Annotated in this window: 5 protein-coding genes; 2 read left to right on the top strand and 3 right to left on the bottom strand. The window is 76.6% G+C overall.

The features are described 5' to 3' along the window. From BJP25_RS02550 to BJP25_RS02540, 3 genes are all read right to left on the bottom strand, one after another. On the bottom strand, positions 1-2,201 hold a 2,201-nt coding region (locus tag BJP25_RS02550), incomplete at its 3' end, for a bifunctional acetate--CoA ligase family protein/GNAT family N-acetyltransferase (RefSeq protein ID WP_084793611.1). 60 nt (positions 2,202-2,261) lie between these two features. Next, on the bottom strand, positions 2,262-3,440 hold the full coding sequence (locus BJP25_RS02545; protein ID WP_075973127.1) for an acetoin utilization protein AcuC: 1,179 nt from the start codon (positions 3,438-3,440) through the stop codon (positions 2,262-2,264). 212 nt (positions 3,441-3,652) lie between these two features. After that, the gene (locus BJP25_RS02540) at positions 3,653-4,531 is read right to left on the bottom strand and encodes a sulfurtransferase (RefSeq protein ID WP_075973126.1); all 879 of its coding nucleotides are present in this window, start codon (positions 4,529-4,531) and stop codon (positions 3,653-3,655) included. A gap of 111 nt (positions 4,532-4,642) precedes the next feature. Here BJP25_RS02540 and BJP25_RS02535 point away from each other — a divergent pair, with 111 nt between their 5' ends. Next, positions 4,643-5,341 (top strand): metal-dependent transcriptional regulator, encoded by a 699-nt coding sequence (locus BJP25_RS02535; protein WP_075973125.1) that lies wholly within the window; start codon positions 4,643-4,645, stop codon positions 5,339-5,341. After that, positions 5,338-6,516, top strand: coding sequence for a galactokinase (gene galK / locus BJP25_RS02530; RefSeq protein ID WP_075973124.1), 1,179 nt, complete (start codon positions 5,338-5,340; stop codon positions 6,514-6,516). Before BJP25_RS02535 ends, galK begins: the two co-directional genes overlap by 4 nt. Positions 6,517-6,524: the final 8 nt, after the last annotated feature.

The following is a 6,524-nucleotide window of genomic DNA, read 5'->3' as shown; positions in this document are numbered from 1 at the left end:
CCCAGCGGGCCCGCGGGGGGGGGACCCGGGCGGGGGGCGGTTCTTGACCCCCCCGGCGCCCCCAGCCGCCCCCCCGCCTCGACCGCGGCGGCCGCGTCGGCCGCCGCCTCGAACGGCACCACCGGCACGCCGTAGCAGCCCAGCAGGCGCACGACCTGTTCGTCGCTCAGCTCGACCGGCCCCGCCGCCCCGGCCAGCGCCTCGGCCACCACCGCGGCGGCCCCGGCCTCGTCGATGCCCGCGGGTCGGACGAACTGGCCCACCGGCGTCGACCGCCAGCGCGCGTACCCGGTGGCCCTGGCCAGGGCCGCCACGGCCCGCTCCGGGCTCGGGTACGACGGCACCGACCCGCGGGCGGGCGCGCCGTCGGGCCCCGGCACGGCCAGCTCGGCCGGGATGCCCTCGGCCGCCAAGAAGGTGCTGACGATCGGCTTGCTCGCGGACTCGGCCGAGGCGGTGGCGGCCTCGCGCAGCGCGCGGGCGTAGGCGGTGCCCGGGATGGCCAGCGGCGGCACGAACACCACCACCAGCGCGTCGACGTCGTCGCGGGCCAGCGCCCGCGCCACGGCGGCGGCGAAGGCCTCCGGCCCGGCCTGCGCGCCCACGTCCACCGGCTCCCCGGCCAGCGTCAGCCCCTGGGCCAGCACGGCGTCGGCCCCCAGCAACCCGATGGCCGAGGAGTTGCCCACCACGGCCACCCGGTCGCCCGGCGGGAGCGGCTGGTGGGCCAGCAGCAGGGCGGCGTCGAAGAGCTGGGCGATGGACTCGACCCGGATCACCCCGGCCTGCTCGAACAGCGCCTGCACGCTGGCCTCGTCCACGGCCACCCCGGTCGCGGCGAGGGCGGGCAGCACGCCGCGGGCGCCGGACTTCACCGCCACCACCGGCTTCACCCGGCTCAGCCGCCGGGCCAGCCGGGCGAACTTGCGCGGGTTGCCGAAGGTCTCCAGGTAGAGCAGCACCACGTCGGTGTTCTGGTCGGTCTGCCAGTACTGGAGCAGGTCGTTGCCGGAGACGTCGGCGCGGTTGCCCGCGGAGACGAAGGTCGACAGCCCCAGCCCGCGCGCGGCGGCGTCGGCCAGGATCGCCGTGCCCAGCGCGCCGGACTGGCAGAAGAACCCGGTGCGCCCCGGCCCGGGCAGCGTCGGCGCCAGGGTCGCGTTGAGCCGCACCGCCGGGTCGAGGTTCACCACTCCGAGCGCGTTCGGCCCGACCACCCGCATGCCGTGCGCGCGGGCCTCCTCGGCCAGCCGCCGCTCGGCCCCGCGCCCGTCCGGCCCGGTCTCGCCGAACCCGGAGGTCACCACCACCAGCGTCTTGACGCCCTTGGCCAGGCAGGCGTCCATCACCTCGTCGATGCCCGCCGCGGGCACGGTGACCACCGCGAGGTCCACCGGGTCGGGGATGTCGAGCACCGAGGCGTAGGCGCGCACGCCGCGCACCGACCGGTGCTCGGCGTTGACCGGGAACACCGGCCCGGCGAAGTCGGCCGCCAGCAGGTTCCCCAGCACCGCCCAGCCGATCTTGGTGTGGTCGGTGGACGCGCCGATCACCGCCACCGACCTGGGGTGCAGCAGGTTGTGCACGCTGCGCGCCTCGGCGGCCTGCTCCCGGGCGCGGGCCACCTCCACCGAAGCCTCGGTGGGGTCGATGTCGAACTCCAGGTGCAGCACGCCCTCCTCGAACACCCGGCTGACCTGGTACCCGGCGTCGCGGAAGACCCGCACCATGGCGGCGTTGTCGGAGAGCACCTCGGCCTCGAACCGCGACAACCCGCGCTCGCGGGCCGCCGCGGCCAGGTGCTCCAGCAGGATCGAGCCCAGCCCGCGGCCCTGGTGCTCGTCCTCGACCACGAACGCGACCTCCGCGGCGGTGGACCCGGGCAGCCCCTCGTAGCGGCCGACGGCGATGATCTCGTCGCCCAGCAGGGCGATGAACGCGACCCTGGCGCGGTGGTCCACGGTGGAGAACCGGGTGAGGTCGCGGTCGGGGATGCGCGGGTACGGCCCGAAGTAGCGCAGGTACCTGGTGCGCTGGGAGAGCCTGCCGTGGAAGGCGCGCAGCTGCTCGGCGTCGGTGGGCAGGATCGGTCGCAGGTGGACCGTCCCGCCGTCGGAGAGCACCACGTCGGCCTCCCACCGGCGCGGGTAGTCGTACGGGTCGAACCCCGCCCCCGCCGTCCCGTCCGGTGTGCCGGCCATGGCGTTCTCCAGTCTGTGCTCGCCGCGCCGCCTCGGCGCGGGCCTGCTGCGCCCGGGGGGTCAGTCCCTCGGGTCGTCGGGGTCGAGCCCGTGCAGCGGGAACACCGCCCGCCGCACGTCGCGCACCACCGCGTCGACCGGGGTCTCCAGCACCCCGCCCCACGGGGCGAACGCGGTCGGCTTCCCCTCCCCCATCGTCGTCGGCAGGTCGGCGTTCGGCGCGGCGTGGCGCACCGCCCTGGTCCACTCGGCGGGCACCGCGGCCGCCGGGTCGACGTCCCGGTCGAGCACGGTGGCCAGCAGGTGCGTCCACGACCTCGGGACCACCCGCAGCAGCGCGTACCCACCACCCCCGGTCGCCAACCACCGCCCGCCCGCGTGCTCGTCGGCCAGCGCCCGCAGCGCCCGGTAGGTCGCCCGGTGCCCGTCGACCGACAGCGACAGGTCGGCCAGCGGGTCCTCCTCGTGGGTGTCCACCCCGCACTGGGTCACCAGCACCTGCGGCTTGAACGCCCCGAGCAGCGACGGCACCACGGCGGTGAACGCCCGGTGCCAGTCCGGGTCCCTGGTGCGCGGCGGCAGCGGCACGTTCACCGCCGTGCCCTGCGCCTGCCGCCCGCCCAGCTCGGTGACGAACCCGGTGCCCGGCCACAGCGTCACCGGGTGCTGGTGCAGCGAGATGGTCAGCACCCGCGGGTCGTCGTAGAACGCCGCCTGCACCCCGTCCCCGTGGTGGACGTCGACGTCGACGTAGGCGACGCGGTCGAAGCCGTTGTCCAGCAACCACGAGATCGCGACCGCGCAGTCGTTGTACACGCAGAACCCGGACGCGCGGTCGCGCATGGCGTGGTGCAGCCCGCCCGCGATGCTCACCGCGCGCTTGCTCTCCCCCGAGGCGATCCGCTGCGCGGCCAGCAGCGTGCTGCCGACCACCAGCGACGTCGCCTCGTGCATCCGGTCGAACACCGGGTTGTCGTCGGTGCCCAACCCGTGCCCGACGTCCCAGGACGCCATCGGCGCCTCGCGCACCGCGGTCAGGTACGACAGGTCGTGCACCCGCAGCAGCTCGTCCTCGCTGGCGGGCTCGGGCACCAGCAGCTCCACGCCCTCCAGCACGCCCAGCGCCCTGGCCAGCCGGATCGTCAGCTCCAGCCGCACGGGGTTGAAGGGGTGGTCACCCCCGAGGTCGTAGCCCAGCAACCCCGAGTCCCACACCACCGCAGCCCCGCGCTCACCCATGCCAGCACTGTAGTGGCCCACCCACGACCCGCCCGGACAGCACGACCAGCCCGCCCGGCGCCCCACCAGCAGCACCGGCACCGCCGCACCGACCCGCGCACCGCCCCGACGCTCAGGCGGCACCGATCCCGCGCTCGGCCGCCGCCCGCAGCACAGCGACCGACCCCTCCGGCGCTCAGCCCCCGCGATGGCCGGACCGCGCCGACCGCAGCTCAGGCGCCGCCGGGCTCGTCACCGGTGGCCACCGGGCGGGCCGGGTCCGACGACCAGTCCGACCACGACCCGGCGTACAGCGGGGCGGGTGCGTCGGCGGAGGTCACCCCGGCCACCTCCAAGGCGAGGACGACCGACGACGCGGTGACCCCGGACCCGCAGTAGGCCCCGACCGCGGTGCCGTCCCGACCCACCCCGAGCCGCGCGAAGCGCTCGGCCAGCGCGTCGGGCGCCAGCCAGCGCCCGTCGGTCCCGAGGTGCCCGGTGAACGGCGCGTTGACCGCGCCGGGGATGTGCCCGGCCGCCGGGTCCACCGGCTCCACCTCACCGCGGTACCGCTCGGGCGCGCGGGCGTCGAGCAGCACCCCGGTCCTGGCCAGCTCGGCCGCGCCCGCGGCGTCCAGCACCGGCATCGCCCCCGGGACGACGGTGAAGTCGCCCGGCCGGGGCTCCGGCTGCTCGTCGCTGACCGGCCCGCCCGCGACCACCCACGCCGCGTACCCCCCGTCGAGCACCGCCACGTCGGTGTGCCCGGCCCAGCGCAGCAACCACCACGCCCGGGCGGCCACGGACCCGTTGTCGGCGTCGTAGACCACCACCGGGCGGTCCGCGGACACCCCCGCCGCCCGCAGCGCGCGCTCCAGGTCGTCGGCGGCGGGCAGCGGGTGCCTGCCGCCGACACCGGTCCCGGGCGGCGCCGCCAGCTCGGTGTCCAGGTCGAGGAACACCGCCCCCGGCAGGTGCCCGGTGGCGTGCTCCTCGCGCCCGGGCGGGCCGCCCAGCCGCCACCGCACGTCGAGCAGCACGGGCGGGGTCGGACCGGACAGCAGGGCGGCCAGGTCGGAGGTGCTGACGAGCGGGCGGTGCGGTGCGGTCACGCGCACATCCTGCCGCAGCCACCGGTCCGGGTCACACCGGCGACCCACGACGACTGGCGCGCCGGTCCCCCGGCCGGAGCAGTAACATTGGCGGCGACGAAGGGGAACGACGTGAACGATCTCATCGACACCACCGAGATGTACCTCCGCACCATCTACGAGCTGGAGGAAGAAGGCGTCGTCCCCCTGCGCGCCCGCATCGCCGAGCGCCTGGGCCAGAGCGGCCCCACGGTCAGCCAGACCGTCGGCCGGATGGAGCGCGACGGCCTGGTCGTCGTCGCGGGCGACCGGCACCTGGAGCTGACCGAGCACGGCCGGTCGCTGGCCGTGGCCGTGATGCGCAAGCACCGCCTGGCCGAGCGCCTGCTGGTCGACGTGATCGGCCTGGAGTGGGAGCACGTGCACAGCGAGGCGTGCCGGTGGGAGCACGTGATGAGCGAGGCGGTCGAGCGCAAGCTGGTGCGCCTGCTGGGCAACCCGACCACCTCCCCGTACGGCAACCCCATCCCCGGCTTGGACCAGCTCGGCGACGACGGCGAGCCCGCCCCGCCGGTGGAGGCGGGCCTGGTCCGGGTGGACGAGGTCGCCCGCCGCGGCGGCGGCAAGGTCGAGGTGCGCCGCATCGCCGAGCACGTCCAGATGGACCCGGACCTGATGGCTGACCTGCGCGCGGTGGGCATCGTGCCCGGCGAGGTCGTCACCGTGGGCCCGTCGCGGGGCGAGGGCAACCCGATCGAGGTCACCGGCGCGGGCAGCACCTCCGAGCTGCCGCCCACGGTGCTGCACGCCGTCCTGGCCCGCGCCCAGTGACCCCGCCCGCCCGGGCCGTCGAGCACTTCCGGCGGCAGGTCGGGCGCGACCCCGACGGGGTGTGGTCGGCCCCCGGCCGGGTGAACCTGATCGGTGAGCACACCGACTACAACGACGGCTTGGTCCTGCCGTTCGCCCTGCCGCACCGGGTCGCGGTCGCCGCGGCCCCGCGCGCCGACGGGCTGCTCTCGCTGACCACGGTCGGTGACGACGGCACCCCCCAGCGGGCCCAGCCGGTCGCCGTCGACGCCGTGGCCCCCGGCTCGGTCCACGGCTGGGCGGCCTACCCGTCCGGGGTGGCCTGGGCGCTGCGCGAGGCGGGCGTGGCCAAGGGCGGCGCCGACCTGGTCATCGCGGGCGACGTCCCGGCGGGTGCCGGGCTCTCGTCCTCGCACGCGTTGCAGTGCGCGGTCGCCCTCGCCCTGCTCGGGCTGGCGGGCGTGGCGCCCGACGAGGGCTCCTCCCCCACCCTGGCCGAGATCGCCCGGTGGGTGCAGCGCTCGGAGAACGACTTCGTCGGCGCCCCGACCGGCCTGCTCGACCAGACGGCGTCGCTGTGCTGCGAGCAGGCGCACGCGCTGTTCCTCGACATCCGCTCCGGCGAGCGCGAGCAGGTGCCCTTCGACGCCGCCGCGCGGGACCTGGAGGTCCTGGTGATCGACACCAGGGCCAAGCACTCGCTGGCCGACAGCGCCTACGGCGAGCGCAGGCGCGGCTGCGAGCGCGCCGCCGGGCTGCTGGGCGTGCCCGCGCTGCGCGACGTCACCCCCGCGGGCCTCGACGACGCGCTGGTCGCCCTGCCCGGTGAGCTGCGCCCGCTGGTGCGCCACGTCGTCACCGAGAACGACCGGGTGCTCTCGGTCGTGGGCAGGCTGCGCGCGGGCGAGCTGGCCGCGATCGGCCCCGACCTCACCGCCTCGCACACCAGCCTGCGCGACGACTACCGGGTGTCGTGCCTGGAACTGGACGTGGCGGTGGAGGCGGCGCTCGCCGCCGGTGCGCTGGGTGCCAGGATGACCGGCGGGGGCTTCGGCGGTTCCGCGATCGCCCTGGTGCCGGTGGACCGCTCGGACGCGGTCCGGGCCTCGGTGGCCGAGGCCTACGAGCGGCGGGGCCTGACCGCCCCTCGGCTGTTCACCGCCGTGCCGTCGGCGGGCGCGCACCGCGACGCCTGACCGCGGCC

The sequence above is a fragment of the Actinokineospora bangkokensis genome, assembly GCF_001940455.1.
In the GTDB taxonomy this organism is placed as follows: Bacteria; Actinomycetota; Actinomycetes; order Mycobacteriales; family Pseudonocardiaceae; genus Actinokineospora; species Actinokineospora bangkokensis.
The sequence above is the reverse complement of the archived record's forward strand: the minus strand, read 5'-3'. Positions and strand labels throughout refer to the sequence as shown.